This is a genomic window from Thermococcus sp., assembly GCF_027063845.1.
Lineage (GTDB): Archaea > Methanobacteriota_B > Thermococci > Thermococcales > Thermococcaceae > Thermococcus.
Genome location: NZ_JAMOQU010000081.1, coordinates 1 through 25,460 on the forward strand (window position 1 = coordinate 1; position 25,460 = coordinate 25,460).

A 25,460-nucleotide genomic window follows, 5' to 3' on the forward strand; every position below is an offset into this window, starting at 1 on the left:
AGGGTAAAGGCCATGACGAGGAGAATCTCGTAGGTTTCCAAGAGTGCAGTTGAGGGCCACTTGAAAAATGCCCCGATAACCGCGAGGGCAAAGAGAACGAGCGAGGCGACCTTAACTTTTCTCCCCGAGCCGAGGCCGTAAATCAGGGCCCCCAGGAAGAACTGGACGAAGAAGTACGTCGAGACGAAGCCGTGAGGCCTCGTCCCCTCGTGAAACACACCGATTAGGGCCAGAAAAATCGCCGAAACGCTCACGTAGGAACCGCCAACCGTCTGGGGCTTGTTTAGGGCGGTTAACACCAGATAGACCGCGAAGGCCATCACAAAGAACGAGGTAACCACGAGGCCAGCGTTGTAAATCCAAGGTGAGTTCGCATTAGCCCCTCCGAGGTCGCTCAGTGCGTTTCTCCAGAAGGAGAACCAGGGGTTTCGGCTTACGCTCCATGCAACGAAGAGCCAGTAGATTAAACCCCCGGCAAAGCCCGACCACTTGAACTTCTCTACTTCCATCCACTGGCACCGGTAAGGAGTTGGAAAAGGTGCGTAAAAAGGTTAGCCGAGGGCCGAGAAAGTTGCCTCCGCCAGCCTCTTCACCGCGTCAAAGTAGCTCTGCCACTCCATCGCCTGAACAGCTGCCGGGTGGAAGAACTTGTCAATTATTACCGGGGCCAGAACGCCGAGGATGACCACCAGGATTCCAAGGACTAAGTTCACCGCCACGAAGAGTGGGACCTCGTGCCTCTCTGGCTCTTCGTGTTCGTCATGTCCGTGATGATGTCCCTCGACCGGCTTTCCGCGCCAGAGGGTTATGAAAAGCCGGAAGTAGGCCCACGCGGCTATTGCACTCGTTATTACAACGACGGAAGCCACGAGAGGGCTCACCTGGAGGAGGGCGTTGAAGATGAGCATCTTGCTGAAGAAGACGTTGAGCGGGGGAACTCCGATGAGGCTGAGCGTCGCGAGGGCGAAGAGCGCCGTTGTGAGGGGCATCTTTTTGCCAATCCCCGCGAGTTCGTCTATCTTTCTCGTCCCCGCGTGGTGTATGAAGGCTCCCACCGTGAGGAAGAGCATGCCCTTGGCTATCGCGTGGTTGACGGTGTGGTAGAGGAAAGCGGTCAGCGCCAGCTGGGTTCCTACTCCAAGCGCCATTACGAGGTATCCCATGTGGAGTATCGTCGAATACGCCACCAGCCTCTTCACGTCCTTCTGCACCACCATCATTATTGAGGATAGCAGGGCCGAAGCGGCTCCGAGGGTTAGGAGAACTACCGAAAGAGTTTTCCAGAACGGGAGGCTATAGAAAACCGTGTAAAGATAGCGCGCGAGTAGGTAAACACCTCCGCTGACGACGAGTCCGCTCAGCAGCGCCGAAACTGGCGAAGGTGCGGCCGAGTGCGCATATGGCAACCAGTAGTGACCTGGGAAGATTGCGCTCTTGACGATGACCATCGAGAGTGTCAGCGCGAAGAAAATCGCGAGGGCGAGCGTTGGCTCACCGAAGAGCTTAGTGGTTACGGGGAAGGAAATCCCGTGGAACTTGGCGCTTAAGTCGGCCATGTTGAGGGTTCCGAAGGAGGCGTAGATGAAGCCGAGGGCGAGGAAGTAGAGAGTAGTGGCCGTTGCACCGCTGATTCCGTACTTAAAGGCGCCTTCAACCGCCTCGCTCCTGCTCCTGTAAAAGCCCACGAGGGCGTAGGCGCTCGCTCCCGTGACCTCGAGCATGACGAAGGTGTTGAAGGCATCTCCAGTCATGAACAGGCCAATGAGTCCCGCCTCAAGGCCAAGGAGAGAGGTATAGAAGAACTCAATGCCGTGGTCGTGCGAAAGATACTCGACGGCGTAAATTCCCGCCATAAGGAAAAGGAAGGCCGTTAAAAGAACCAGGATTGCCCCCATTAAATCAACTTCGAGGACTATGCCGATTGGGGCTATCCAGTTGCCCAAGGCATATACCAAGGGCCCATTTGAGGAGTAGACCTCATTGAACAGCCACAGGGCGGATATGAACGTCGCCAACAGGCCCACCAAGGAATAGGCTATCACAACGCCCCTTCTCCTGCCCGTTATGAAGGCTATGAAGGGAAGGAAGAACGCAAAGCCGAGTGGGATAATCGGGACTATTCCGACCTCCATGCTATCACCTCAGTCGAAGATTTTCTTCGCGTAGTCCTCGAAGTAGGCAACCACGTTCTCCTTCACTTCCTTCTCGTCGAGCGTGGAAACGTCAATCCAGTGGACGTAGAGCCATTTCCCGTCGTCGCTTATGTCCACCACTACCGTTCCAGGCGTGTTGGTTATCGAGTTCGCAACGAGGACCTTTCCGTAGTCGTTCTCCACCTCAAGGGGAATCCTCACGATGCCCGGGTTGGCCTTGAGGGTGAAGACTCTCTTCGCGACGTCAATGTGCGTCTTGGTCTCCTCGATGAAGAAGTAGCGGAGGAAGTATATGACTGCGTAGAGCCACCTCTTCGGGGAGAAAAACTTGAGGTCGTTCTTCACGAGCCAGTGGCCGACGAGGAAGGAAACTACCAGCGCCACTATTGAGCCAGTAACTACGTCGTATTCGGTTGCAGAGCCCGTGTAAAACAGGTAGGTGGCGAGCACTATGAAGAACGTTGCGGGTGAAAATCTGAGCCTCATTCGCCCTCACCTCCTATTATCTCGGCTATGTCCCTGGCGTCAACCGTTCCGTGGAGGCGGTAGAACTGTATCGCGTATGTAGCGAGCAGGATGTTCATCGCCATCCCAATGACTATCGCCGTCAGAACAAGCGCCTGTGGGGTAGGGTCAACTGCCCTGCTGAGGAACTCCTCGAAAGTTATGTGTTCCTCATAGATGGGCGGGAATACCGGGAAAACGATGCGGTAGCCTATCAGGATGAAGAGCATGTTCACCGCGTCGCCCATAATGTTGAGCATGATGATTTTCTTAATCAGGTTGGAGCGGGTGACGACTCCGTAGATTCCGAGGAGTACCATGCCGAAGAGCGTCAGCGTGATGTAAGCCAGGAGAAGGTCAATCATTCACCTCCCCCCTGAGGACGGTCTTGAATATCCACTCCGAAACGCCGAGCACGAGGAACACAGTAAGGAAGCCGAAGGTCACCGCCAGGTACTCACCGACGTCGAGGTTGAAGAGGCCCATCTCGCCAGGCAGGAGGTTTATTTCGAGCACCTTACCGCCGTAGAGGAAGACTGGGGCGAGAACCGTTGCGAGGATTAAGGCCAGGCCGAGGGCATAGGCTGAGACCGTGTGCTTCACCGTGAGGCCCTTCCTCTCGAGGGTGAACTTGGAGAAGGCCGCGAAGAGGAGGAGCGAAGCGACCGCCATTGCCGAACCGCCCTGGAAGCCGCCTCCTGGCGTTAGATGCCCGTGGAGCGCTATCGAGGCCGAGATGGCCACTATCATTATCACGACGAGCTTCGTTATCGCCCTGACGATTAGGTCCATCTGCCTGTGTGGTTCCCTCGCTTCGAGCTCCTTCACGAGCTTCTCCTGCTCGTCCGTTAGTCTCAGCACGCTGAAGGCTCCCATAATCGCGAGGAAGAAGACGAAGGTCTCGAAGAGGGTATCGAAGCCTCTGTAATTCCACACTATCGCCGTAACCACCTCTGGGCTGTGGCTGGTCAGGCCCTCGTGGGCAAAGGAGTGGCTCAGGTAGAACTCGCCGAGGGGCCTGAGCTCGGCTCCTCCGAGGCCGAGGACGTTGGCGTAAACTAGAGCGTAAGCCATGAACAGGAACGCGAGCAGGAACGAGACAGCGACAATAACGTCCCTCTTCATTCTCCCACCTCGTAGCGCTCCGTTTTGCTTATGGCAAGGATTACGAGGGCTGTATAGGCTCCAACCGCTATGGCGAGGTAAGCCAGCACTATGTCAGGGGCCGCAAGGATGTAGAAGCCGAGGGCGAAGAAGGTTGACTGGACGGAGCTTAAAGCCAGGGCCTTTAGCAGGTCGTGCTCCTTCATTGCCAGGTAGCTGAAGACGAAGCCGAATGAAACGACTATCGCAAGGATTATCAGGTGGAGCTCAATCATCTCACCAGCCTCCTGAATGTGAATTTTGGCTCTTCCTCCTCACCTGGCAACTCCTCATGCTCGCGGACGAGCTCCGCAACGTCCTCCCTCTTTGGCAGGTCCTCCTCGAGCTGGTCAACGACAAGAGGAGGCTTCTTTCCGACCCTTCCGAAGTAAACCGCTGAAACGAGGGAGTGGGAGCCCGTGGGAGCTATAATCAGGATTAGCACTCCGACGGTGAACGCTATTCCAGCCATAAAGAACCTCTGGGAGCCGAGGGGGTGATAGACGAGCGCCACCAGTCCCGCACCGAAGACTGGCAACACAGCTCCTCCAATCGTCCCAACGGTGGCCGCGTGGGTTCTCATGTAGAAGTCGTTAAACCTGAGCAGGCCTATCGCCGCTATGAGGTCGTAGATGGCCCCGATGAGTATCGCGACCGAGCCGATGACGAAGATGATGTCCTCGATAATCATACCTCCACCTCCCCGTAGAGGACGTACTTGGTGTAGTAGATGTCCAGCATGAAGGCCCACAGGGCGAGGATTATCGCACCGCTCGCGAGCATTATGGACTTGAAGTAGATTCCCAGCACAACCATGAACGCCGCCATGTCGAAGGAGAGGCAGTCCACCGCGAGGATAATATCAGCGGTCGTGGGGCCTTTGATTGCCCGAACTCCATACAGGACGAAGGCGAGCGTGTAGATGACGGCCGCGAAGTAGAGGACGTCCAGGAACACGGCCTCAAAGTTCATGCGAACACCCCCAGGAGGATTATCAGGATGGCCATAGCTATGGCAAAGCCACCCATGAGCGCGTTCATGTCGAGGTTTCTGCTCTTGCCCCAGCGCGCGAGCCTTTCAACGGCCCTTATAAGGGGCATGAACATGGCCTCGTCGAGGTGCCTCACGGGGTAGTCGAGCGCGTCGTCGTAGTCCTTAATGATGGGCACCTCGTGCCTCGGAACGACCTTTATGATGGGGAGTATGCGTTTGAGGTAAAAGTCCTTGCCTGCCAAGAGGAAGTAGTCAGCCGTGAATCTGAGGATGTCGCCCATGTTGTAGAAGATGAGGAGTAGCTCGCTGACGCGCTCGGTTGGCATCTTTCCGATTTTCCAGCCGATGAAAGCCATTGCCACAAGCGTGACGAGTGCTATGAAAGAGCCCGGACTTCCGAGGAAGAGCTGGGATGCACTCTCGGGCAGGGGGTAGCCGAGTTCTTCGAGCGAACCCGTCAGCCAGGGGAGCAGGATAAACGGGAACACGGCCACGAGAAAGCTCACGAGCGAGACAGCTCCGGTGACGGCCCTTATCAGGAAGGGAACTTCCTCCGTCTCAACTTCCCTCTTGCAGATGAGCCTGTTTATCCTCCTGACCTGGATTATCGAGGCCAGCGGGAATATTCCGAGGAAGGCCACCGTGACGACCATCAGCCAGAGGAGGACGTTGGTCGTGCCCATTGAAGCCGTGTAGATGAGCCACTTGCTCACGAAGGCCGAGAGGGGTGGGACTCCAGCCATTGAGAGGACAGAGATTGTAACGAGGAGCGCTATAACGTGGCCCTTCAAGAGCTTCCTCATGGAGCAGATGTTCGGCTCCTCACCGTAGTGCTCTATCGCGCCGAGGCCAAAGAAGAATGCGCTCTTGTAGAGGGTCTGGTAGAGGACGTGGAGCAAAGCTCCGAGGAGGGCAACGGTTCCGAGGAAACTTCCCTTGAGAACGAGGGAACTACCGAGGGCGAAGTAGGCTATTCCAACGTCCATGACGCTGTGGTAGGCGAACTTGCGCTTGAGCCTGATTTCCCTGAAGGAGTAGAGCGTTGCGAAGGCCGTTAAGGTCCCGAGGAAGGCGACTGCATAGCCCAAGGCCTCTCCAGCGGGGAGGACAAAGTGGGCAACCCTGAGGAGCATGTAAACTCCAAGGGCCTCACCGAGGAGGAAGACAGGAACGAATGGGCTCGGGAGCGAGCGGTAGACCCTCGGAACCCAGACATGGAAGGGGAACGCCCCGCTCCTGACGAGTGAGGCCGAGAGGAAGAGGACGAGGAGGAACGCGGGCCTTACAGGAAGGTTCTCCAAGTTCTCGCGAAGGCCGTGGAAAGTCAGGTGGTGCAAATCGCCAACGGCGCCGTAAGCCAAGCCAGTCGCCATGAGGAGGGGGATTATTCCGAAGACCTGCGTGAGGACGAGGTAGCGCCATGTGGCCTTTCTTGAACCTCTCGTTTCAGAGGCGAGCACCATGACCGCGGTAAACACCGCAAAGAGCTCGTAGGCGAGAGTAAGTCTTTCAAGGTTGTCAGTTACAAGGAACAGGACAACAGATAGGAGCGCCATGTTGGTTGCCATCGCCAAAAACTTCTCGTTGCCCCTCACCTCATAGGAGAGCAGGTAGAGCGAGAGGGCCAGCGTTATGAAAGCCGTAACGAGCAGGAAAAGGGCTGAGATGGAGTCCACTCTAATCGTCGTCGGGAGGAATGGGATTATCTCACCTGAGAGACCGTTCAACCCCTCAATGGCGCTCATTAGGAGCGGGAAGGACGCGAGGAGGGTAACATAGTAGGCGCGTCTTCCTGAGGCGAGGCCAACGAGCGAAGCAATGAAGAGCAGTCCGAGGGCCAACTCCAGGACGTAGAGGCTCATGGTATCACCCCGTAGAAGGTTATCTCCTCGACGAGCGGGTAGGCAAGGTAAGCCGAGACCAGCGTCAGGACGATGAGGGTAACCAGAGAGGCCGTTATTATCGGGTGGGTTGGGGCTTTCTCGACGCTGGGCCTACCGAAGACGTTTCTCGTTATCCATTTGAGGCCGACCCAGAGGAAGACGGCCGAATCAGCCAGCACCATCAGTATCGGGAGCCAGGCCAAAGCGGAGACCCTGAGGAGGCTCAGGTTCGTTATCAGCTCGGCCTTGCTGAAGGCTATTCCCATCGGGGGAAGGCCCGCTAAACCGAGGAGTGCCACCGTCCACGCGAGGCCGTTTATCGGCAGAATTTGCCTGAGACCGCTTATCCGCCTCAGGTCGAGGGTTCCAAGGGAGTACGTGAAGGTTCCAGCGGTGAGGAAGGCAAGGCCCTTGACGAAGGCGTGGGTTGTCAGCTGGAACATCGCGGCTTTGAGGCCGACGTCGAAGCCCGGTGCTTTACTGGTCAGGCCGAGGACGGCGTAGGTCAGGCCAACGAACATTATTCCCGCCTCTGCCACCGTCGAGTATGCCAAAAGCCTCTTCGCGTCCTTCTGAACGGGATAGTTAAGTATCGGGATTAGGAGCGTGAGCGAGACCATCACGGCCATGAAATAGAAAATCCAGACTGGCAAGGGCCCTATGAACTGAATAACCCTCGCGACGAGATAGACGCCCATCTCAACCATCGCCGCGCCGTGGAGGAAAGCGCTCGCTGGAGTCGGCGCCTCCATAGCATCGGGAATCCACGAGTAGGTCGGGAACTGGGCGCTCTTGGTGTAGCCTGCTATGAGAAGAGCGAGGAAGAGCCAGGGCTTAACCTCTGGCGAGACCTTCGAGAGCGAGAACAAACTTAAATCGTGGAGCTGGGTGAGGCCGATGTAGATTGCCGTGTAGAAGCCTATCATTGCACCTACGTTCGGGATTATGAAGGCCTTGAAGCCGGCCCTCCTGCCTGCGGGAGTGTTGTAGAAGCTCACGACACCCCAGCAGGCAAGACCCATCAGCTCGAAGAAGATGAGCAGGCCGAGGAAGGTCGAGGAGTATATGAAGCCGAGGGTGGCACCTTCAAAGAGCGTCATCCAGGCGTAGAAGAGGCCCCTTCCCTTTCCTCCGGGATGGCCGACGTTTCTCTCGCTCATGTACTCGACGCCGTAGAACATGAATATGAAGCCAGCAACTGCAACGACCGTGCCTATCAAAACGCTCATGGGGTCTATTACTATCCCATAAACCTCACCGAACTGGGTGCTTTCGAGATAAGTGATGTGAATCATCTCTTCGTGGCCGAGGAGGTAAATGACGGCAACGCCGAGCTGAAGGAACATCGCCGTTATGAATGAGGTAAGCATTACCACGTCTGCTTTTCTCTCGTCGAGCCTGAAGAGGATTAACCCACCGATGAGAGGGACCGTGAACGCTAAGGTCGCGAGAAGGCCAATCATGACTGACCCCCCAGTCGGATTAAAATCCATTCGGTTTGTCTAACGAACCTTTTTAAAGTTTTTCGTTCATTCCCGAAAGGTATTTAGCCAAATGTCCATTATTTTTGTGAAACATGATAGGCTAGCCCCCCAGGAACGTTAACCCTTTCGAAGACGTTCTCAAAGTATCCGGAAACAAGCCTCACAACATCACTTCCATCAAAAGGAAGGTCTTCGATGAGCTTCAGCGCCTCTTTCACGTATTCTCTGGCTATTTTAAGAGATTCCTCAAACACACCCGCACTCACTATTCTCTCGAAGAGCTCGAGCAGGTTCTCTTCGCTCGGGTTCTTGAGGATTCTCTCGACGAGGGAGGAACCGTAGCGCTCGGTGTAGAGGATTAGCGGGAGGGTCGCCTTTCCGTTGAGCAAATCCTTGAAGCGGTCCTTCCCGGTTCCGGGGAAGTAATCGAGAACGTCGTCAATTATCTGGAACGCCCTTCCGACGAGCGTTCCGGCTTTGTCGAGCTCCATCCAGTAGGGCTTTTCGAGGTAGTATGGGGGAAGCGCAAAGGCGGCACCGAAAAGCCGACCAGTTTTTCCATCTATTATCTTCGAGGTCAAGGTGAATGCTCCCGCGCACGGCTTCCTGAAGGATTTCGCCTTTGACCATATCCTCAACGACTTTGGCAACGTAGTCCACCATCTCAGCCTTCTTTTTGGCTATAATCCTCAGCGCGCGGACGAAGAGGAAGTCACCACTGAGGACTGCAAGCTCCGGCCCCCAGCGCATGACGACGGTGGGGTTCCCTTTCGCGAAGCTGAGCGTTGGAACCGCTGAGGACATGCCCTATCCCGATGAGGGTTTCGATGTTGTTAGCATCGCATTCGGCATAGGGAACTTTTCCGAGAGAGAGCAGGCAATAAAGGAACTCCACCGAGTTCTGAAGCCCGGAGGAAAGCTCCTAATCCTTGAGTTCTCAAAAAAGCCCATCGCTCCTGGGAAGATAGCTTGGCTCTACACGAGAACTGTGGTTCCCATCATCGGGAAGCTGACGACGGGCAACGAGAAAGCCTACGAGCACCTCGTCAGCTCGATAGATGCCTTCCCCTCGCCGGAGGAACTTAGGGAGGAGTTCGAGGAGAGGGGCTTTAGGGCGAAAGGCCTCCGCTGGCTCTTCCCGAGGATAGCGTTTATTCTCGTTCTGGAGAGGACACCTCTGAGGGTCTAACTTCCCACTTGGCAGCTTCCTCCCTTGCGAGCTCCCGGAGTTCGTCGAAGAAGGAATTGAGCCCCATTACGTTAAGCCCGTACTTTTCAAGGGGTTTGTAACGGGAGGGTTCAGAGCTCACGAGAAGGGCGTTGTTCTCGATGGCCGTTACCCCTATGAGGATGTCGTCAAAAGATAGGAAAATACTCCGTTTTATAAGTCTCGCCTCAATCTCTATGGCCCGCAGGAGAAGTTCTTTCGTCGGATACACTATGGTGTAAGCTTCACCGAGGGCCCGAACTTCGTTTTCAAGGTCTTTGCCAAGGTAAGCTTTGCCAAGAAGATACGGATGAACGGTAAAGAAGGAAACCACTACCTGAAACTCCGCCAGGAGAAACTCCAGAAAGTCCCTGTTCCGCTTTCTGTTTATCTCAACGAACGCCTCTGGGTCAAAGGAGACTCTCTCAGGGAGCCTCTTCATCACCCTGTCCTCCCTTCTTCATATTTTTGATTATATTAAGTATGAGTTCAGCCTCCTCGTCGTCTATGCTAACGCTCTCGGCCTTCATGTCAAGCTCAACCCTGTGCCATGCCTGTATGAGCTTTTTTAGGACCTCATCATATGACCTGGCCTCAAGCCTGACCTTCAGCTTCTTTATCGCCTCCCACGTGTCTTCATCGACGGCTATCGTCTTCATCGTTTTCACCCGAGTCCGAACTTCTCCCTGAGTTCCCTGCTCACTCCGTTGTTCTCCACGATACTCCTATAAACTTTTACGCTTTCTTCCCTGGGTGTTCTCTCCTTGGTTATAAGGTCCACCTTGTAGAGACCAAACCTCATCCTGAACCCGAGGGCCCACTCGTAGTTGTCCGTGAGAGCCCAGTAGAGGTAGCCCCTCACGTCGTAGCCAGCCTCATGGGCCTCTTCAATCTTCGCCACGTGGCTTGCAATGTAGTAGGGCCTGAGTGCATCCGTTGAGTCCGCGATTCCATTTTCGGTTACATAAACAGGAACCCCATATCTGTTGGCTTCCTTTATCGAGTCATAAATCCCCTCGGGGTATATTTCCCAGCCGATATCGCTGACGGGTCTTCCATCAGCCGAGGAACTCCCTGGTCTGCAGGCGTAGCCGTGGTCGTGGACTCCCCTGAAGGTTATCAGTGGTATACTCGGGAACTTGGGCTCGGAATACCTGACGACCTCCCTCGTGTAGTAGTTAACGCCAATCCAGTCATTGCCCTTGAGGTGCTTGGCTTTGACAAAGGTCTCCCCATCGAACTCAATGTTGAGCTTGCCTTCGTGGATTGCATCGAAGAAGAGCCCGCTGTGGAAGTAGTTGTCGTTTTCCGCGGCTTTTAAGTCCTTCGGGTCATTGGGGTCGTGGGGATAGGCGACGCCTATGTTGTTATAGATTATCCCCACCTCTGCCTCAGAGCGGGAGTCCTTGTCGGCTTTCACCCTGTCAAACTTCTTTATCATCTTATAGGCCAGGGCATGAGCGTTTATCATGTTCAAGATTGCCAGTTTGGCCGCTTCGGGGTTCATAACTCCCGGAGGAAAGCCAGAATAAGGCGCGAGGTAGCCGAGTTCCACCACGACCATCGGCTCGTTGAAGGTGCTCCACATGTCAACGAGGTCGCCCAGTGCGTTGGCGATGTAAGCTGCGTACTTGGCAAACTCCACAACGCTTTCCTGACCGACCCATCCAATTCTACCGTTGGTAAGGGCTTTCTCCCTCGCCAGTATAGGGTCATGGAGCCACAGGGGGAGCGTGAAGTGATTTAGGTTTACGATGACCTTGAAACCCATTTCCCGGAGGTGCTCTATAACGCGCCGGTAGTAGGCAACCTCTTGCCGGTTGGCAATCTCATCGAGCTCTTCAAGGGTGTTCTTATTTATTTTGACGTCCTTAACGAGTCCGTAGCTGTCCCGTTCGACCTCAACGTCCACGAACCACGTCGGCCAGGGAAAAATCCTGCTCCATTCTATCCCTATTCTGTAAGCGTTAAGGCCGAGGTCTTTAGCCAAGAGGTGGTCCTTCACATAGAGTTCATAGTTGTTTATGCCCTCCTCAGGCAAATCACCGCTCACAAGTTCCCGCTTTATGTTGAATGGGTCTCTAACCCACTTCCACCAGTCGGTGTTCGGGTCAATGTTCCTCCTGAGCTTGTCGCCCATCTCGAACTGAAAACCGGACTGGGATACGCCCCAGAGAAAGTCTTCTGGTAGCATATATCAACCCCCACATATCTTTGCCTTCTATCCTTTATAAAGTTTGCCAGTTTTTATAACTTTTGCCCCAATTTTATAGCAAGACCCAAAGTTTTATAAATTTGAATCGCGTTTTTATAATCACAGACCCTCGGGGTCTGGGGTGGTGCACATGAGACGAATCCTCGGTTTGCTACTGGCAGTGTTGATAGTTTCGAGCCTCGGTGGATTCGCGGGCTATGCGCAGGCTGAGGAACTCCCGAGAAACGAAACACTCTACGTTGGCGGAGGCCTCTGGTCGCCACCGACCAACTTCAACCCCCTGAACCCGTCCCCAGTGACTGGAACTGTTGGCCTGCTCTACGAAACGCTTTTCACCTATGACCCGCTGAAGGACCAGCTCAAACCGTGGCTCGCTGAAGAGGGCAAGTGGATAAATGATAACACCTACGAGGTCAAGCTTAGAGAGGACCTCAAGTGGCAGGACGGAAAGCCACTCACTGCGGAGGACGTCAAGTTCACCTTTGAAATAGCAAGGAAGCACAAGGGTGTTTTCTTCTCGAACATCTGGTCATGGCTCAAGGAGGTTAAGGTCGTTGACGATAGAACCGTTGACTTCGTTTTCAGCGACCCACACTACACGGAGTGGAACTACTGGCTCTACATGATTCCAATCATACCCAAGCACATCTGGGAGAAGATTGACAACCCTGTGGACTACGCGAATAACGAAAATCCCGTCGGTTCCGGCATGTACAAGCTCTACAAGACCGACCAGATGAGGTGCATCTGGGTTAGGAACGACAACTGGTGGGGAATCAAGTACTTCGGAAAACCTGCCCCGAAGTACATCGTCTACGTCATAGTTTACAGCAACAACGTTGCCCTCACGATGCTCGTTAAGGGCGACCTTGACTGGAGCAACTTCTTCATCCCCGGCGTTCCCGATGTCAAGAGCAAGTACAAAATTGTAACCTGGTACGACAAGCCACCCTACCACCTCTCCGCTAACCTCGCGCTCCTCTTCCTCAACGATAACAAAACACCCTTTAACAACCCAGACTTCAGGAGGGCGATAGCCTACGCCATAAACCCGAAGGAGATAGCCCAGAGGGCCTCGCAGAACCAAGTTCTCCCAGCCGATCCGAGCGGTCTGCTTCCGCTACCTTCTCACCAGAAGATAAAGGCAGAAGACCTTATAAAGAAGTACGGCTGGAGCTACGATCCAGAGAAGGCCAACGAGATACTCGACAAGCTCGGTTATAAGGACGTCAACGGCGACGGCTTCCGCGAGTATCCGGATGGAAAGCCGATGAGGTTTACCATAATCGTCCCCTACGGCTGGACAGACTGGATGGAGATGGCGAGGATAATAAGCGACCAGCTCGCGGCCGTCGGGATAAGGGTTGACCCCAAGTTCCCGGACTTTGGCAAGTACTGGGACGACATAACCAAGGGAACCTTTGACATGGCCATAAACAACTTCGGAAGCTTCATATCCATAACTCCTTGGACATTCTACAACTGGATTCTCGACCCGAACGTTGCCCCAACTGGTGAACCTACTTACGGTGGCAACTGGGGCCGTTACAAGAACCCTGAAGTTGCAGAGCTCCTTACGGAGATAGCCAGGACAAAGACTCTGGAAGAGGCCAAACCCCTCTACCGCAAGTTACAGGAGATATGGCTCAAGGAAGTCCCGTACATACCGCTGATTTACAACGGTGCCTGGTATGAGGCAAGCCCCGCGCACTGGACCAACTGGCCCAGCGAGAAGAACCCCTACGCCTACCCGATAACGTGGCACAACTACTGGCAGCTCGGAGGAGCTCTTGTCCTCCTGAAGATAAAGCCGGTCACCGCGGGTGGCGGGGCAACCACACCAGCGAAGACTACTGAGTCAGCCAAGGGAAGCACCACACCGAGTCCCACAAGCAAGGATAAGGGCCTCTGCGGACCTGCCGCGCTCGTGGCACTTTCCCTCGTTCCAATAGTCCTATACAGGAGGCGCCGTTGAGCCTTTTCCTTTTTATTTCCCGGAGGTGTCGGTGTTGAGCGGAATCAGGAGATACCTCATCAGGAAAACATTCGTCTACGTCCTTACGTTCTTCTCGGCGGTCACGATAGACTGGCTTATCCCACGACTCATGCCTGGAAACCCCATCTCGATAATGATGTCCCGGTTTGCGAGCCTTCCCGAGGCTTCGAAATACATGTACAGCTATTTCATGGAGTCCTTTGGGCTGGATAAGCCCCTCTGGGTTCAGTACATAAACTTCTGGAAGGCAGTTCTCCACGGCGACCTCGGAATAAGCACGTATATGTATCCCAAACCGGTTGCGGATATAATAAAGGATGCCCTTCCCTATGATATTGCGATTCTTCTCCCCGCCATAACCCTGAGCTGGATTGTTGGAAACTGGCTCGGTGCAATCGCGGGTAAGAACAAAAAGCTGGACTCATTCCTCATGCCAGTCTTCTACTTCCTCACGGCTTCTCCATACTTCTGGTTCGCGATAGTCCTGGCCTACATTCTGGGCGCTAAGCTCGACCTCCTCCCCATCTCGGGCGCCTACAGCTACGGTATAATGCCGTCCCTGAGTCTCGAGTTCATAGTGGATTTCTTAAAGCACTGGATTCTTCCCTTCCTGAGCCTCTTCCTTGTAATGCTCGGGGGATGGGCAATTGGAATGCGCAACATGATAATCTATGAGGTAGAAGCGGACTACGTTCGCTACCTTGAGGCCCTTGGAGCAAGCGAAAAAACCCTGATGAAGCACGCCTTCAGGAACGCAATCCTGCCGCAGGTGACTGGTTTAGCTTTACAGCTTGGAACGATGGTCGCGGGAGCTCTAACGACCGAGATAGTCTTCTCTTATCCAGGAATAGGCTACATCCTGATGCAAGGAATACTCAACCAGGACTACTTCCTCATTCAGGGCTGTTTCTTGGTGATAGTCATAAGCGTCCTCGTGGCCAACTTCATCATCGACCTCCTCTACGCGGTCATAGACCCGAGGGTTAGATTCTCCTTCACGGAGGGGGAGTGAATGAAGAGTGAGAAACTCAGAATAGCCCTCAAAAACAGGAAGTTCAAAGTTGGAGTTGCCATCATAGTGTTCTTTGCACTCTTCGCCCTTATAGGTCCTTTAGTAACGCCCTTTGATCAGCTTGGTTATTATCCTGTCAAGCTTCACAAGATGCTCCTGCTTAAGAGGTCAACGCCCAACTTGCCTCCCATGAGTCACGACGTCATCTACGCCCCTGGAAGGGAGATAAACGTTACCCACTACCTCGGAACCGACAGCTTTGGCAGGGACCTCTACGCACAGGTTGTCTACGGCCTCAGAAACTCCCTTATAGTTGGCCTCATAGGAGGGGGAATCGCGACGTTCGTGGGTCTGACAATAGGATTCCTCGCAGGTTACAGGGGAGGCTGGACGGACGAGATACTCATGATGATCACGAACATAATGCTGGTAATACCAACGATGGCCCTGCTCATAATTATAGCGGCCTACATGTCCACCAGGGGCGTGATTATAGAGAGCATTATAATCGGCCTCACAGCCTGGCCCTGGACTGCGAGGGCAATCAGGGCCCAAACTCTCTCGCTCAAGAACAGGGAGTTCGTGCACCTGGCGAAACTTGCCGGCCTGAGCGACCTCAAGATAATCATCGGAGAGATACTCCCGAACATTACGTCCTACGTCTTCATGGTCTTCATCCTGCAGTTCGGAGGTGCCATCTTAGCGGCGATAGGCTTGGATTTCATCGGCCTCGGTCCAACGAGAGGAATCTCCCTCGGCATAATCCTCCAGAACGCGGTTCTATGGAACGCGATAAACCTTGGGTACTGGTGGTGGGCGATTCCACCGGGACTCATAATAGCGCTCTTCATAACGGGGCTCTACTTCGTGAACATCGGGCTGGAGGAGGTCTTCAACCCGCGCCTCAGGAGGGAGTGAAATGGCAATGCTCACCGTTGAAGACCTTAAAATCTACTACTCAACACCCCTCGGCCACGTCAAGGCCGTTGACGGCGTTTCCTTTGAGGTTAAAGAAGGAGAAGTCTTCGGAATAGCCGGCGAAAGCGGTTGCGGAAAATCAACACTCGTTCACTCCCTCATCCTGAGAAAACCCCCGATGGTGCACATGGGTGGCAGAGCCCTCTTCAAGGGCAAAGACCTCATGACTCTCTCTCCGGAAGAATCCAAAAAAATCAGGTACACAGAACTCTCAATCATCCCCCAGTACGCGATGAACGCCCTCAATCCGACTAAGAAAATCAAGGACATCGTGTGGGACTTAGCTAAGGAGCACGGCTACACCGACAGGGAGGAGGTTGAAAAGCTCCTCCGTGAGAGGCTATCGATGGTCAAACTATCGCCGAAGGTAGCTGACATGTACCCCGTCGAGCTGAGCGGTGGAATGAGGCAGAGAGCCACAATGGTCGTTTCGACCCTCCTCAACCCCGATTTACTCATCGCGGACGAGGTCACCTCTGCCTTAGACGTGACAACCCAGCGCGTCGTCATCGAGCTCCTCCACCACTTCATGAAAGAAGGCATTGTAAAATCCATCATTTTCGTCACACACGACCTGGCGTTGCTCGACAAGATTGCAGACAGAGTCATGATCCTCTACGCTGGGAAAGTCGTCGAGATAGGTTCGACGGAGGAAGTCATCAACAACCCGGCTCACCCCTACACCCGGCTCCTTATAAACTCCCTGCCGAGGATGGGGGTGCAGTACAAGAAGCAGAAGCTCAAGGGGATTCCCGGCTACCCGATTAGTTTGCTCAACCCGCCGAAGGGCTGTCGCTTCTACACGCGCTGTCCCTACGCCCTCGACAAGTGCCCGAGCGAAGAGCCGAAGCTCGTGAAGGTTGGGAACGAGCATTACGCGGCCTGCCATCTCCTCGGGGGTGAAAGCCAATGAGCGAACTTTTAAAAGTCGAGCATCTGACCAAAATCTTCACCTCAGGTTTCATCGGTGGCTTTGAGATTCGCGCGGTTGATGACGTCAGCTTTACCATCAAGAAGGGCGAGATTGTCTCGCTTGTCGGCGAGAGTGGTAGTGGAAAAACGACGATTGGGAAGTTGATTCTCCGTTTGATCCAGCCAACGAGCGGGAGGATTCTCTTCGAAGGTAAGGACATCCTTCAGATGAGCAAGAAGGAGTTAAGGGAGAACTACTACCGCCAGGTTCAGGCTGTCTTCCAGGATCCATTCGCCAGCTTCAACCCCCTCCACCCAGTAGACAGGGCCTTCGACCTAATCTCTGAGTCGTATCTTACCGATGTGAGCCGGGATGAAAGGAAGGAGCTTGTCAGGGATGCACTGCGTCAGATTGGCCTCAACCCTGATGAGGTGCTGGGCAAGTTTCCGCACCAGCTCAGCGGGGGCCAGCTCCAGAGGATTCTCATTGCGAGGGCTTTACTGCTGAAGCCCAAGCTCCTCATTGCGGACGAGATTGTCTCGATGCTCGATGCTTCAACGAGGATTGATGTTCTAAACTTACTTGGCGACTTCAGGGACAAGTACGGGACCTCGGTTCTCTTCGTTACCCACGATTTGGCTCTGGGCTACTACATCAGCGACACGACGATTATTATGTACAGGGGAACGATAGTGGAGATGGGGGACACTGAGAAGGTCTTCCAAAATCCGCTCCACCCCTATACCCGAATGCTTCTTGAGAGTGTGCCGGATTTGAACGTGAAGTGGGAGTTCAAAGGAATCGAGCCGGAAAAGGAGGAGGGAACCGTTTATTCTCTCCAGGGCTGTCGCTATGCGCCGAGATGTCCCAGGGCTACAAGACTCTGCTTTGTCAGGAGGCCTGAACTTATAGAGTTCGAGAAGAACCACTGGGTTGCATGTCACTTTTATTACTAATCGAGTCACAGCCGCTGGCCATGGCAACCACCCGCCTCCTTTTTATTTCTTTTTGGCCTTTAAAGCTCAGACGGTCCTGTTAGATCTTTCCTCTTCGATTGCTCCTCAACAGAGCTCTTGAGCTGTTCGTTCAAAGCTTTGAGCATCTTATCGCTCAGCATGATATTACCTCATTTGTTATTGTCTTCGAACTTTATAAGTTTACATATCGAACTTTCAAACTGATCCGTCAGAGTGAATGTATTAGAGCATTCCCTTGGCAGTTCTCTAAAAATCCACCTTTGTGTAATCAAAATGCCAATTTCTCCCCGAAAAATTCGGGGAAAGATGGTATGGCGAAGACGACCTTTGAGGAGGAGATTTACCTTAGGGCATTGACAGGAAGGCTCGTTGGAAAGGCCCTGGCTGACCTTGGCCTCAACAAAGTTACCGTCGTTGCCAGCAGGAACATAATCTGCTCCAGCATAGCGACCGCAACCGAAGCGACCTTCATAACCCTCAGCGGGGGCGTTACCTGCCACTTCCTTGCCGAGAAGGACGTCCCTGGGGCTTTCGTCGTCCACGTCAGGATTTTCGCCGCTGGAGGTCTTGCCGAGGCCCTCAAGGACGAGAAGATTAGGGAGTACCTGAGCAAGAAGGACCTCTTCGTCTACACCGTTGGCTTCGACGAGGACAAGTCTACGTCAACAAGATACTCCTCGACGGCGAGGGGCTCAAGCTCGAGAAGCTCGCCGAGTACCAGGTCACCCTTGAACACGCCGACCTGCTCAACCGCTCGCTGAAGGACAGGAGCGTTACCTTCGCCTGATTTCCCGGCTTTTTACTCCCCATTTTTGTCCCATAAGGCCTTTAAACGCATAACGGTACTCTTCTCGGTGTTGCTATGAAGGTTAAAATGAAAATCTTCAAAGTGCCGAGGGAGCCAGGGGCGGGAGGAACGATAATCCTTGCCATGATTGGTGGCTTACTCCTCAGCGGTGCCGACCTGAGGGGCTGGCTAATCGGTCTCGCCGTCGCTCTGTTAACGTTCTTCACCTTCGACTACGCCTTTGACTCCTATCGAGCATGGAAGATGAAGGACATGGCCATCGCGCTGGGACTCAACGGTCTGGCGTACCTCCTCCCCGCGCTCTACTGGGGGACGGTTAATGAGCTCCTAATTCCCCTCACCATCGTCGGCGTCCTCTTCACCCTTCACTTCGCTTTCTCCCGCGCCAAGGGCTGGAAGAACCCGGTAACGTATGCGCTCGGCAACCTCCTACCTGCTGTCCCGGCCCTCTTCGCTCCGGCCGTGGCGGGCAAGCCTTTCACTGACAGGGTCCTCGTCTTCTGGTTCCTCCTGGCTTACTACGGGGCAATCGGAGCGGCCTACGTCGAGACGAAGCTCGCCTTCAGGAAGTTCCCGCGAAAGTACCCGCTCATGGCGTGGCTTCCTGCATTCATTGTCCTCCTTTACAACCCATACCTTGTGGTAGCCCTCATCGAGCCAACGGTCAGGCTCGTGAGAAACCTGAAGGACACCACCTACGTGGCCAGGATAGAGGACATCAAAAAGCTTGGTTGGAGCGTCTTCAGGAGTGTGATGCTCCTCTACGTCCTAACGCTGGCGGTACTCTACCTGACGTGAGGGCCATGCCCTTCAATCCAGCCTTTGCAGGAAGTCTCGACAACTCAGAGAGGAGGGTCGTCCGAGGTAGATACCCAAAAAGAGCTACCTAACGTCCAAGATAAACTCAAAACAAAGAAATACAAGGAGTTCAAGGAGGCACCAAGACAATCAAGATATTTAACATTTCCCTCCTCTCGGAGAGTATAATACCGGGGCGAAGCGGTTAAATACCTGTGGACTTCAATACTAACGGGTGAAAAAATGGAGATAGTTATACCCGATGACGTTCTTGTATCCATCAAGCTCCCAAAGGCAGAGATGGAGAGAGAGCTGAAGCTGGAGCTAGCGCTGATTCTCTACTCAAAGGGTGCCATTTCCCTCGGAAAGGCGGCGAAGCTGGCCGAACTTACAAAGAGAGAGTTTTTGGAGGAGCTTGCGAGGCGAAAAATCCCGAGGCACTACACTGAGAGAGAGCTAGAGGAGGATTTGGACTTTGCCCGTGGTTAGCAACTCCACTCCCCTGATTCACCTCGCCAAAATCGGCAGGCTCGACCTTTTGAGGAAGTTCTTTGGAGAGGTGTTCATTCCCAAGGCCGTTTACAGGGAGTGCGTCCTTGAGGGGAAGGGTTCAAAGGACGCTGAGCTCATTGAAAAGGCCGACTGGATTAAAGTTGTGGAAATAAAGGATGAGACACTCAAGAAGTCGCTTATGCTCGAGCTGGACGAGGGGGAGAGCGAGGCGATAGTTTTATCCCTTGAGATGAATGCAGATTTGCTTCTCATTGATGATTATGACGGCAGGGAAGTTGCGAGGGCACTGGGACTAAAGGTTACCGGAACGATTGGCGTCCTGCTGAGGGCGAAGTTTCGGGAAAAGATCCCCAGTTTGAGGGTGGAGCTTGAAAAGCTAAAAGAAACCGGCTTCTGGCTGAGCGAAGGGCTTTACAAAAGAATTTTGGAGGAGGCTGGAGAGGGTTAAGTTTCTTTTGCCTTCTTCATGCCGATTTCGACGCCCTTGGCGATGGCCTCTTGGATCATTTGGAGTTTTTCGAATTCTTTGACCTTTCGGCGATAATAAAGGTACACTATAAATACTATTCCAGAAACTGTCTGCCAGAGACCAACCATTTTCAAAAAGTCAGCATCTAGTGTATCGAAGTATGCAACGGTATGAAGGACCGCTAAAGCTTGGGACATCAGGAATATGTACAAGGCAGTCTCAGAATTTGTTCTTGCTCCTATGTAGTCGTCATTCCCGGGATAAAGTTTCCGATATTTTTCATAGACATAATCATGGATAACAGCCAATACTGCAAGGGGCATCATAATAAACAATATGTCTAGTGTCTAGTAACCCTAAAATGTACCACCAGCCCATTTCCCTCCTCCCGGAGGGTATAATATCTGGAGAAGAGCCGTTACGAAAACCAAAGCTCTCCTCTCCCGCGTGAAAACTCTTTTATCCAGAAAACAGAACTAAGAGTGGTGATAGTTATGGTGAACGTCAGGGTAGAAAAGCTCTGTAACGACCCCGAAATTTACATCATCAGGGTCGATGATGACGAGATTAAGTACTTCGAGGCGGCCTGGTACATCCCCGAGGGGATAACCTATAACGCGTACCTCGTCAAGCTCGACGGGGCCAACGTCCTCGTTGACCTGACGAAGGCCGATTACACCGACCTTTTCCTCGAAGAGCTTAAGAAGCTCGTGGACCCCAAGGAAATAACCCACGTAATCCTTAACCACACTGAGCCAGACCACAGCGGTGCCCTTCCAGCGTTCCTTGAAGCAAACGGCCACAGGGCCCAGCTCATAGGGACGGCCTTCGCGAGGAACCTGCTCGAGGGCTTCTACGGGAAAGACGTCGTGAAAAACTTCAAGGTCGTTAAGGACAACGAAGAGCTCAGCATCGGCGGAAAGATTTTCCGCTTCATAACGATTCCCTGGGTTCACTGGCCAGACAGCATGATAACCTACCTCGTCGAGGACAAAATCATCTTCGGTTGCGACGCTGGCGGCGGTTACTCAATTCCAGAGACGATAGACGACAGCGACGAGGAGGTCGTAAAGCGCTACCTGCCCTACGTTACCAAGTACATCGTCACGGTTATCGGTCACTACCACAAGTACATCGTCCAGAGCATTAACAAGCTCAAGAAGCTCGGCATAGTCGAGGAGGCTAAGATGATTCTCCCAGGACACGGCCTGGCCTGGTGCAAGAACCCAAAAAGGATATTCGAGTTCTACGAACGCGTTGGGGCCGGAGTCCCCGAGAAGGACAAGGTTCTCGTCATCTACGACTCGATGTACGGCTTCGTTGAGCGGAGAATAGAAATCGTTATTGACGAGCTTAAGAAGCTCGGAAAGAAGCCCGTCGTTTACCGCTTCACCGACAGGGAAGCCCCCGCCGTCAGCGACATCCTCGGCGAGGTTCCAAGTGCTGAAGCTTTAATCATCGGCGCCTCGACCTACGAGGCCGAAATACACCCGAGGATACGCTACACGCTCCTCGAGATACTCGACAAGGCCAACTACGAGAAGCCCGTCCTAATCGTCGGAGCATACGGCTGGGGCGGGGTTGCAGGAAGGAAGATAGAGACGCTGATAACGAGGAGCAAGTTTGACCATGTAGCTACCGTCGAGAGCAAGGGAATGCCAACCGAGGAGGACAAAGCAAAGCTGAGGGAAGCCGTCAGGAAGCTCGTCGAGTGGGCTTCGTGATTTCAGCTTCTCTTTCTCTTCTCAACGGCTTTACTCCCCTCAGGTTCGAAAAGTGTTATATACTTCCGCTTCCATCTTGATATGGTGTTTTCATGCCCGTTGAGAGAACTATGACCAGGAAGTTTTTGGAGGATGCCTTCGCTGGCGAAAGCATGGCCCACATGAAGTACCTGATTTTTGCCGAGCAGGCCGAGGAGGAGGGCTTTCCGAAGGTTGCCAAGCTCTTTAGGGCGATAGCCTACGCGGAGTTCGTCCACGCGAAGAACCACTTCATAGCTTTAGGCAAGCTCGGGAAGACCGAGGAGAACCTGAAGGAAGCCATAGCGGGCGAGACCTTCGAGGTCGAGGAGATGTACCCCGTTTACAAGAACTCCGCCGAGTTCCAGGGTGAGAAGGAGGCCGTTAGGAGCACCCACTACGCCCTTGAGGCCGAGAAGCTCCACGCCGAGCTTTACGAGAAGGCCAAAGAAAGCGTTGCTAAGGGCGAGGATATCGAGGTGAAGAGGGTCTACATCTGCCCGGTCTGCGGGTACACGGCGGTCGACGAGGCCCCTGAGCGCTGTCCCGTGTGCGGTCTGCCGGGCGACAAGTTCGTGGTCTTCGAGTAATTCCTTCGCTTTTCCGTTTCACAGGTTTGAACCACAAACCTTATAAGGCCGAAGTGCCAACAGCAGAATGGTGAAAGAAGTGGCAAAGTGGAGATGCATAATCTGTGGATACCTCTACGATGAGGACGAGGGCGACCCTGACAACGGGATAGAGCCCGGAACCAGGTTTGAAGACCTTCCCGAGGATTGGGTCTGCCCGCTCTGCGGTGCGCCCAAGGACCAGTTTGAAAAGATAGAGTGAGGTGGTTGAGATGCTGAGCGAAACCATAAAGAGTGGAGACTGGAAGGGGGAGAAGCACGTCCCCGTTATAGAGTACGAGAAGGAGGGCGACCTCGTCAAGGTCGAGGTCAGCGTCGGCAAGGAGATACCGCACCCGAACACCCCGGAGCACCACATCGCTTGGATTGAGCTGTACTTCCACCCCGAGGGGGAGAACTTCCCGATTCTCGTCGGCAGGGCCGAGTTCAGCAACCACAGCGACCCGCTGACCGAGCCGAGGGCGGTCTTCTTCTTCAAGACCCAGAAGAAGGGCAAGCTCTACGCCCTCAGCTACTGCAACATCCACGGCCTCTGGGAGAACGAGGTCGCGCTCGAGTGAGCTTTCTTTTTCCGCCCCAACCCCCGTTATTTTTCTCCCGAGAGCTGGAACGTCACGTTTTTCCAGTTTTCGAACCATTCCTGAGCGTAGCCTTCTAGGGTGCGCACGTACTTAACGTCTCGTACGCATACCATAACCGTCACGTTTTCAGGGCTCTTGAAGAGCTCCACGTGGTATCTTATAACCTCGTCGCCGGAGAGAGCAAGAAGGGACTGAAACGGGCCCCAGAATGTCATTGACTCGTACTTTTGCCCAACTTTAATGCCATCAACGTAAACCCCGGCCCCGCAGAAGTTCCCGGGAACCTTGATGAGAACGTCCACGACCGCAGGGGAACCAGATGTACTCCAGTAAACGGCAACACCATTTGAGCGCGCCGAGCCATCGTAGCTCGGGAAGGGAACATTGAAGAGAACCGGTGAGAGAATCAGGGAGGCCACGAAAACCGCAAGGACCTTCCTCTTTGAGAAGTTGAAGGGAACGTCCTTCCTGGCGGCTAGGGGCAGATTCCAATAGGAGTAGGCCTCCACGAGGCGGGCGATGCTCATTAAAACGAGACCAATCAAGACAGGGAACAGCAGGGCACCGACGAGATACAGATTCCCGACTAGGTTAAAGTTCAGCCCCCCTGTGGACTCCGCGAACAGGCCCATCCTGAGTCTATAAACGAGCGCGCTGGCAACAAAGGCAGGATACGCCGGCGCCAGTAAGTTAATGAGCTTGTAAATGTCCCACGAGGGTTTGAGTAGGACCCACTTCGGGCTCCAGCTAAGGAGGAAGATGGCAACTAGGAATAGAGCCGTCTCAAGCAGGAACAGCTTCAGAGGTCTTGAGTCAACGTCCACGCTCCAGAGGTAGAGACCAATCAGGTAAACCACGAGCCCGAGTCCAAAGGCTATAAGCGAGAAAAGGCCGAAGAGATTGGACAGCACCATCAGCAGACTCCCGGCCAGCAGGTATTCCCTGCCACCAACCGGAGCAAACTTTCCTTTAACTGTCACTAATATCGCCAATAAAACTTTGAGTTTTAACACTTAAAGCTTTTGGGTAAGGTTTAAAGGCCTAACGCCACAGTTTTCTATGGTTGAGAATTATGGATTCGTACTCTCTTGTGATGTCCATCGATGGACCCCTCGTCCTTGCCGGGGTTTTTCTCACGTGGCACCTGACGAGGCTCGTCGAGCGGAACAGACTTGGAAAAGAGAAGTTATCCCATTTGATACTTGCAGGAGGTTTAATAACGGCGTTCGGCTTTACGGGCCATATGGTTGGCCTCAACGTCTCCCTCCTCGTAATATTTGGGCCCGCGCTTATAGTTCATGCCCTCTCTATGAGCGGTCTCGTTGGAGCAAAGCTTGAGATGCTTGCCCAAATTGCCTTGATGGTTCTCTCAATAGGTCTGAGCGAGGACCCTCGGAACTACGTTTTTTTGATGTTCTCGGATATCTCCCTGCTCCTCCTTATGGATGCTGTGGCCTTCTACTCGAACTCGCCGAAGAAACCCGCCTCAATGGCCCGCCTGTCCGCGTGGCTTCTCGTGGCCTTTACCTTAGTGAACGCGGTTTACTACCGCTCCCTGCCGGCGCTCCTGCTCTACACGGCTTCCGTGTCGCTGTGGATAACCGCGTTGCTCCTCTCGTATCCCCCAGCCAAGGCTCTCACATCTGCCCAGGAAGGCTTATAACTGACCATTCGAAGGGGGAATCGGTGAGAGAAATGAAGGTTTACAGTCCAGACAGAGAGTGGCCCGAGCCATACAGGGCAGTGATTGAGGAGCTGAAGAAAATAACCGACCCGGTTACCGGTGGTGACATTCTCGATTCTGGGGTTGTGGCGGGCCTTGAGGTCACCGACGACACGCTCAAAATCTGGCTTCGCTTCGAGAGCCATGCCGAGTACAACATCATAGGCGAGAGCCCCATAGCGTACTCCAAGATAATCGGCGACATAATGGAGCGGTTTGCACTGGTCAAGTTCGACAACGTTTACGTCTATGACCTCGGGAACAACGTTGTTGGAAAGTTCGAGAACAGAAAGGGCTACAGGCCTGAAGATATCTCAGGAGAGAGGGTTTGAATGCCCCTCCTGGACTTTTTACGGCCCAAAAAGAGGTCGGAGCCGGGTCCGAGGAAGGACATGCCCGAAGAAGTCAGGCGCGTTGTGAAGTTGCTTGAGATGGTTAATGACCCTGAGACGGGCTTAAACATCGTCGAGGAGGGCCTCGTCTATGGCCTCACCGTTGAAGGAAAGCGCGTCGAGGTCTTTCTCCTCATGGCCCGCTCAACTCCAGAGTGCCATTTCTGCCAGATGCTGGCGATGAACGTCCAGAGGAAGATACTGGGAGAGATAGTTTCGATTCTCAAAGCGGAAGGATTTAACACCGTGAAGGTGTATAACGAACTTGGACTGCTTTTAGCGGAGGGATGATGTATGGTTCCGCCGAACTCGACGAGGGCCACTACTACAACCTCAAGGCAGAGTAC

Annotated in this window: 33 protein-coding genes and 1 pseudogene; 17 read left to right on the top strand and 17 right to left on the bottom strand. The window is 53.7% G+C overall.

Going from position 1 to position 25,460, the window contains the following annotated elements:
* The 12 genes and pseudogenes from MVO87_RS05960 to MVO87_RS11280 all read right to left on the bottom strand — a co-directional run.
* A partial coding sequence (locus MVO87_RS05960) for a DUF998 domain-containing protein (RefSeq protein ID WP_297552557.1) occupies nt 1-509 on the bottom strand: 509 nt, incomplete at its 3' end.
* Between the two features lie 42 nt (nt 510-551).
* Nucleotides 552-2,132: a proton-conducting transporter transmembrane domain-containing protein gene (locus MVO87_RS05965; RefSeq protein ID WP_297552559.1), complete on the bottom strand. Its 1,581-nt coding sequence runs from the start codon at nt 2,130-2,132 to the stop codon at nt 552-554.
* A 9-nt stretch (nt 2,133-2,141) separates the two neighbouring features.
* Nucleotides 2,142-2,639: a Na+/H+ antiporter subunit E gene (locus MVO87_RS05970; RefSeq protein ID WP_297514650.1), complete on the bottom strand. Its 498-nt coding sequence runs from the start codon at nt 2,637-2,639 to the stop codon at nt 2,142-2,144.
* Nucleotides 2,636-3,022: a sodium:proton antiporter gene (locus MVO87_RS05975; RefSeq protein WP_297514647.1), complete on the bottom strand. Its 387-nt coding sequence runs from the start codon at nt 3,020-3,022 to the stop codon at nt 2,636-2,638. Before MVO87_RS05975 ends, MVO87_RS05970 begins: the two co-directional genes overlap by 4 nt.
* A complete protein-coding gene (locus MVO87_RS05980; RefSeq protein ID WP_297552561.1) occupies nt 3,015-3,782 on the bottom strand; it encodes a Na(+)/H(+) antiporter subunit B in 768 nt (255 codons plus the stop codon). Before MVO87_RS05980 ends, MVO87_RS05975 begins: the two co-directional genes overlap by 8 nt.
* Entirely contained in the window at nt 3,779-4,036 is a 258-nt protein-coding gene (locus MVO87_RS05985; protein WP_015858859.1) for a hydrogenase subunit MbhD domain-containing protein, read from the bottom strand. Before MVO87_RS05985 ends, MVO87_RS05980 begins: the two co-directional genes overlap by 4 nt.
* Nucleotides 4,033-4,491 (bottom strand): monovalent cation/H(+) antiporter subunit G, encoded by a 459-nt coding sequence (mnhG, locus tag MVO87_RS05990; RefSeq protein ID WP_297552563.1) that lies wholly within the window; start codon nt 4,489-4,491, stop codon nt 4,033-4,035. The genes MVO87_RS05985 and mnhG overlap by 4 nt, the downstream gene beginning before the upstream one ends.
* Nucleotides 4,488-4,772, bottom strand: a complete 285-nt coding sequence (locus tag MVO87_RS05995) for an MrpF/PhaF family protein (RefSeq protein ID WP_297512930.1) — start codon at nt 4,770-4,772, stop codon at nt 4,488-4,490. The genes mnhG and MVO87_RS05995 overlap by 4 nt, the downstream gene beginning before the upstream one ends.
* Entirely contained in the window at nt 4,769-6,655 is a 1,887-nt protein-coding gene (locus tag MVO87_RS06000; RefSeq protein ID WP_297552565.1) for a complex I subunit 5 family protein, read from the bottom strand. Before MVO87_RS06000 ends, MVO87_RS05995 begins: the two co-directional genes overlap by 4 nt.
* Entirely contained in the window at nt 6,652-8,139 is a 1,488-nt protein-coding gene (locus MVO87_RS06005) for a hydrogenase 4 subunit D (protein ID WP_297512927.1), read from the bottom strand. Before MVO87_RS06005 ends, MVO87_RS06000 begins: the two co-directional genes overlap by 4 nt.
* Before the next feature lie 98 nt (nt 8,140-8,237).
* Nucleotides 8,238-8,810: a polyprenyl synthetase family protein gene (locus MVO87_RS06010; protein ID WP_297512926.1), complete on the bottom strand. Its 573-nt coding sequence runs from the start codon at nt 8,808-8,810 to the stop codon at nt 8,238-8,240.
* Nucleotides 8,800-8,964, bottom strand: a pseudogene (locus MVO87_RS11280) (hypothetical protein); the annotation flags it as partial. The gene MVO87_RS06010 and the pseudogene MVO87_RS11280, both read right to left, overlap by 11 nt.
* Between MVO87_RS11280 and MVO87_RS06020 the strand changes: the two are divergent.
* Nucleotides 8,918-9,349 (top strand): class I SAM-dependent methyltransferase, encoded by a 432-nt coding sequence (locus MVO87_RS06020; RefSeq protein ID WP_297552567.1) that lies wholly within the window; start codon nt 8,918-8,920, stop codon nt 9,347-9,349. The pseudogene MVO87_RS11280 and the gene MVO87_RS06020 overlap by 47 nt on opposite strands.
* Here the strand turns inward: MVO87_RS06020 and MVO87_RS06025 are convergent.
* The 3 genes from MVO87_RS06025 to bgaS are packed head-to-tail and all read right to left on the bottom strand — an operon-like array spanning nt 9,312 to nt 11,561.
* Nucleotides 9,312-9,809 carry a PIN domain-containing protein gene (locus MVO87_RS06025; RefSeq protein ID WP_297512922.1) on the bottom strand — a complete coding sequence of 166 codons (498 nt, stop codon included), beginning with the start codon at nt 9,807-9,809 and terminating at the stop codon, nt 9,312-9,314. The genes MVO87_RS06020 and MVO87_RS06025 overlap by 38 nt on opposite strands.
* Nucleotides 9,793-10,026 (bottom strand): hypothetical protein, encoded by a 234-nt coding sequence (locus tag MVO87_RS06030; protein WP_297512920.1) that lies wholly within the window; start codon nt 10,024-10,026, stop codon nt 9,793-9,795. The genes MVO87_RS06025 and MVO87_RS06030 overlap by 17 nt, the downstream gene beginning before the upstream one ends.
* Before the next feature lie 5 nt (nt 10,027-10,031).
* Nucleotides 10,032-11,561, bottom strand: a complete 1,530-nt coding sequence (bgaS, locus tag MVO87_RS06035) for a beta-galactosidase BgaS (protein ID WP_297512918.1) — start codon at nt 11,559-11,561, stop codon at nt 10,032-10,034.
* A gap of 151 nt (nt 11,562-11,712) precedes the next feature.
* Here bgaS and MVO87_RS06040 point away from each other — a divergent pair, with 151 nt between their 5' ends.
* The 9 genes from MVO87_RS06040 (at nt 11,713) to MVO87_RS06080 (ending at nt 20,025) form a co-directional block, all read left to right on the top strand.
* Nucleotides 11,713-13,557, top strand: coding sequence for an ABC transporter substrate-binding protein (locus MVO87_RS06040; protein ID WP_297512916.1), 1,845 nt, complete (start codon nt 11,713-11,715; stop codon nt 13,555-13,557).
* Nucleotides 13,558-13,588: 31 nt separating this feature from the next.
* Entirely contained in the window at nt 13,589-14,590 is a 1,002-nt protein-coding gene (locus tag MVO87_RS06045; protein WP_297512914.1) for an ABC transporter permease, read from the top strand.
* Nucleotides 14,591-15,508, top strand: coding sequence for an ABC transporter permease (locus tag MVO87_RS06050; protein WP_297512912.1), 918 nt, complete (start codon nt 14,591-14,593; stop codon nt 15,506-15,508). It begins immediately after the preceding gene.
* A 1-nt stretch (nt 15,509) separates the two neighbouring features.
* Nucleotides 15,510-16,481: an ABC transporter ATP-binding protein gene (locus MVO87_RS06055; protein ID WP_297512910.1), complete on the top strand. Its 972-nt coding sequence runs from the start codon at nt 15,510-15,512 to the stop codon at nt 16,479-16,481.
* A complete protein-coding gene (locus MVO87_RS06060; protein WP_297512908.1) occupies nt 16,478-17,437 on the top strand; it encodes an ABC transporter ATP-binding protein in 960 nt (319 codons plus the stop codon). The genes MVO87_RS06055 and MVO87_RS06060 overlap by 4 nt, the downstream gene beginning before the upstream one ends.
* Nucleotides 17,438-17,769: 332 nt before the next feature.
* Nucleotides 17,770-18,219: a hypothetical protein gene (locus MVO87_RS06065; protein WP_297512906.1), complete on the top strand. Its 450-nt coding sequence runs from the start codon at nt 17,770-17,772 to the stop codon at nt 18,217-18,219.
* A gap of 101 nt (nt 18,220-18,320) precedes the next feature.
* Nucleotides 18,321-19,064 (top strand): hypothetical protein, encoded by a 744-nt coding sequence (locus tag MVO87_RS06070; RefSeq protein ID WP_297552569.1) that lies wholly within the window; start codon nt 18,321-18,323, stop codon nt 19,062-19,064.
* Between the two features lie 243 nt (nt 19,065-19,307).
* Nucleotides 19,308-19,553 carry a UPF0175 family protein gene (locus MVO87_RS06075; protein WP_297514899.1) on the top strand — a complete coding sequence of 82 codons (246 nt, stop codon included), beginning with the start codon at nt 19,308-19,310 and terminating at the stop codon, nt 19,551-19,553.
* Nucleotides 19,546-20,025 (top strand): PIN domain-containing protein, encoded by a 480-nt coding sequence (locus tag MVO87_RS06080; RefSeq protein WP_297514918.1) that lies wholly within the window; start codon nt 19,546-19,548, stop codon nt 20,023-20,025. Before MVO87_RS06075 ends, MVO87_RS06080 begins: the two co-directional genes overlap by 8 nt.
* On the opposite strand, the gene MVO87_RS06085 is transcribed toward MVO87_RS06080, so the two are convergent.
* Complete coding sequence (locus tag MVO87_RS06085; protein WP_297514902.1) at nt 20,022-20,372, bottom strand: hypothetical protein; 351 nt, start codon at nt 20,370-20,372, stop codon at nt 20,022-20,024. The genes MVO87_RS06080 and MVO87_RS06085 overlap by 4 nt on opposite strands.
* Before the next feature lie 168 nt (nt 20,373-20,540).
* On the opposite strand from MVO87_RS06085, the gene MVO87_RS06090 reads away from it, so the two are divergent.
* The 4 genes from MVO87_RS06090 (at nt 20,541) to MVO87_RS06105 (ending at nt 22,977) form a co-directional block, all read left to right on the top strand.
* The gene (locus MVO87_RS06090) at nt 20,541-21,770 is read left to right on the top strand and encodes an FprA family A-type flavoprotein (protein ID WP_297514921.1); all 1,230 of its coding nucleotides are present in this window, start codon (nt 20,541-20,543) and stop codon (nt 21,768-21,770) included.
* Between the two features lie 92 nt (nt 21,771-21,862).
* Nucleotides 21,863-22,378, top strand: a complete 516-nt coding sequence (locus tag MVO87_RS06095; RefSeq protein WP_297514904.1) for a rubrerythrin family protein — start codon at nt 21,863-21,865, stop codon at nt 22,376-22,378.
* Nucleotides 22,379-22,457: 79 nt separating this feature from the next.
* Nucleotides 22,458-22,619, top strand: a complete 162-nt coding sequence (gene rd, locus MVO87_RS06100; protein ID WP_297514924.1) for a rubredoxin — start codon at nt 22,458-22,460, stop codon at nt 22,617-22,619.
* Nucleotides 22,620-22,629: 10 nt separating this feature from the next.
* Entirely contained in the window at nt 22,630-22,977 is a 348-nt protein-coding gene (locus tag MVO87_RS06105; protein WP_297514906.1) for a class II SORL domain-containing protein, read from the top strand.
* A gap of 26 nt (nt 22,978-23,003) precedes the next feature.
* Here the strand turns inward: MVO87_RS06105 and MVO87_RS06110 are convergent, their stop codons facing one another.
* Nucleotides 23,004-23,978 (bottom strand): hypothetical protein, encoded by a 975-nt coding sequence (locus tag MVO87_RS06110; protein ID WP_297514909.1) that lies wholly within the window; start codon nt 23,976-23,978, stop codon nt 23,004-23,006.
* A gap of 92 nt (nt 23,979-24,070) precedes the next feature.
* Here MVO87_RS06110 and MVO87_RS06115 point away from each other — a divergent pair, with 92 nt between their 5' ends.
* From MVO87_RS06115 to MVO87_RS06125, 3 genes are read left to right on the top strand one after another with little or no spacing between them, the layout of a single operon-like run.
* Nucleotides 24,071-24,661: a hypothetical protein gene (locus tag MVO87_RS06115; RefSeq protein WP_297514927.1), complete on the top strand. Its 591-nt coding sequence runs from the start codon at nt 24,071-24,073 to the stop codon at nt 24,659-24,661.
* A gap of 32 nt (nt 24,662-24,693) precedes the next feature.
* Nucleotides 24,694-25,053 (top strand): iron-sulfur cluster assembly protein, encoded by a 360-nt coding sequence (locus MVO87_RS06120; protein ID WP_042689977.1) that lies wholly within the window; start codon nt 24,694-24,696, stop codon nt 25,051-25,053.
* Nucleotides 25,054-25,404, top strand: a complete 351-nt coding sequence (locus MVO87_RS06125; protein WP_297514912.1) for an iron-sulfur cluster assembly protein — start codon at nt 25,054-25,056, stop codon at nt 25,402-25,404. It begins immediately after the preceding gene.
* Nucleotides 25,405-25,460 lie beyond the last annotated feature (56 nt).

Coding starts and splice junctions, on each gene's coding strand:
- MVO87_RS05965 (WP_297552559.1), bottom strand. CDS start 2,132: ATGGAGGTCGGAATAGTCCCGATTATCCCACTCGGCTTTGCGTTCTTC.
- MVO87_RS05970 (WP_297514650.1), bottom strand. CDS start 2,639: ATGAGGCTCAGATTTTCACCCGCAACGTTCTTCATAGTGCTCGCCACC.
- MVO87_RS05975 (WP_297514647.1), bottom strand. CDS start 3,022: ATGATTGACCTTCTCCTGGCTTACATCACGCTGACGCTCTTCGGCATG.
- MVO87_RS05980 (WP_297552561.1), bottom strand. CDS start 3,782: ATGAAGAGGGACGTTATTGTCGCTGTCTCGTTCCTGCTCGCGTTCCTG.
- MVO87_RS05985 (WP_015858859.1), bottom strand. CDS start 4,036: ATGATTGAGCTCCACCTGATAATCCTTGCGATAGTCGTTTCATTCGGC.
- mnhG (WP_297552563.1), bottom strand. CDS start 4,491: ATGATTATCGAGGACATCATCTTCGTCATCGGCTCGGTCGCGATACTC.
- MVO87_RS05995 (WP_297512930.1), bottom strand. CDS start 4,772: ATGAACTTTGAGGCCGTGTTCCTGGACGTCCTCTACTTCGCGGCCGTC.
- MVO87_RS06000 (WP_297552565.1), bottom strand. CDS start 6,655: ATGAGCCTCTACGTCCTGGAGTTGGCCCTCGGACTGCTCTTCATTGCT.
- MVO87_RS06005 (WP_297512927.1), bottom strand. CDS start 8,139: ATGATTGGCCTTCTCGCGACCTTAGCGTTCACGGTCCCTCTCATCGGT.
- MVO87_RS06025 (WP_297512922.1), bottom strand. CDS start 9,809: ATGAAGAGGCTCCCTGAGAGAGTCTCCTTTGACCCAGAGGCGTTCGTT.
- MVO87_RS06030 (WP_297512920.1), bottom strand. CDS start 10,026: ATGAAGACGATAGCCGTCGATGAAGACACGTGGGAGGCGATAAAGAAG.
- bgaS (WP_297512918.1), bottom strand. CDS start 11,561: ATGCTACCAGAAGACTTTCTCTGGGGCGTATCCCAGTCCGGTTTTCAG.
- MVO87_RS06040 (WP_297512916.1), top strand. CDS start 11,713: ATGAGACGAATCCTCGGTTTGCTACTGGCAGTGTTGATAGTTTCGAGC.
- MVO87_RS06050 (WP_297512912.1), top strand. CDS start 14,591: ATGAAGAGTGAGAAACTCAGAATAGCCCTCAAAAACAGGAAGTTCAAA.
- MVO87_RS06055 (WP_297512910.1), top strand. CDS start 15,510: ATGGCAATGCTCACCGTTGAAGACCTTAAAATCTACTACTCAACACCC.
- MVO87_RS06060 (WP_297512908.1), top strand. CDS start 16,478: ATGAGCGAACTTTTAAAAGTCGAGCATCTGACCAAAATCTTCACCTCA.
- MVO87_RS06065 (WP_297512906.1), top strand. CDS start 17,770: ATGGCGAAGACGACCTTTGAGGAGGAGATTTACCTTAGGGCATTGACA.
- MVO87_RS06070 (WP_297552569.1), top strand. CDS start 18,321: ATGAAGGTTAAAATGAAAATCTTCAAAGTGCCGAGGGAGCCAGGGGCG.
- MVO87_RS06075 (WP_297514899.1), top strand. CDS start 19,308: ATGGAGATAGTTATACCCGATGACGTTCTTGTATCCATCAAGCTCCCA.
- MVO87_RS06085 (WP_297514902.1), bottom strand. CDS start 20,372: ATGATGCCCCTTGCAGTATTGGCTGTTATCCATGATTATGTCTATGAA.
- MVO87_RS06090 (WP_297514921.1), top strand. CDS start 20,541: ATGGTGAACGTCAGGGTAGAAAAGCTCTGTAACGACCCCGAAATTTAC.
- MVO87_RS06095 (WP_297514904.1), top strand. CDS start 21,863: ATGCCCGTTGAGAGAACTATGACCAGGAAGTTTTTGGAGGATGCCTTC.
- MVO87_RS06105 (WP_297514906.1), top strand. CDS start 22,630: ATGCTGAGCGAAACCATAAAGAGTGGAGACTGGAAGGGGGAGAAGCAC.
- MVO87_RS06115 (WP_297514927.1), top strand. CDS start 24,071: ATGGATTCGTACTCTCTTGTGATGTCCATCGATGGACCCCTCGTCCTT.
- MVO87_RS06120 (WP_042689977.1), top strand. CDS start 24,694: ATGAAGGTTTACAGTCCAGACAGAGAGTGGCCCGAGCCATACAGGGCA.
- MVO87_RS06125 (WP_297514912.1), top strand. CDS start 25,054: ATGCCCCTCCTGGACTTTTTACGGCCCAAAAAGAGGTCGGAGCCGGGT.